Raw genomic sequence first — 421 nt, 5'->3', positions numbered from 1 at the left:
GCCGCGACGAACGCGGCCACCGCCTACCCACCGACAGCGACAGCGCCGAGGGCGAGGGCGATGAGGACGGCGAGGCGAACAGGGCCGGGTTCCGGACCTACGGCAAGTCGAAGGACTCCCGCGACGACCTACCGCAGATCGTCATCGGGATGGCGGTCACCCGTGACGGGATCCCGGTCCGGGTGTGGTGCTGGCCCGGGAACACCGCCGACTCCAAGCTGATCCGCCAGGTCAAGGACGACATGCGGGACTGGACCCTGTCGAAGATCGTGTGGGTCGCGGACCGGGGCTTCTCCTCCGAACGCAACCGCCGTTACCTACGCCAGGGCGACCATTCCTACATCATCGGTGAGAAGCTGCGCTCGGACTCCCCGGAGATCAAGGCCGCACTGTCCAGGCAAGGGCGCTACACCGAGGTCGC

At 67.9% G+C, this 421-nt stretch carries 1 protein-coding gene; it reads left to right on the top strand.

What is annotated here, in order from left to right:
- Nucleotides 1–421 (top strand): transposase (locus tag ACNAW0_RS30685; RefSeq protein ID WP_416291530.1); only part of this gene is annotated, 421 nt, incomplete at both ends.

Source organism: Micromonospora sp. SL1-18 (assembly GCF_047921505.1).
In the GTDB taxonomy this organism is placed as follows: Bacteria; Actinomycetota; Actinomycetes; order Mycobacteriales; family Micromonosporaceae; genus Micromonospora.
This window is presented reverse-complemented; position numbering and strand designations above follow the sequence as displayed.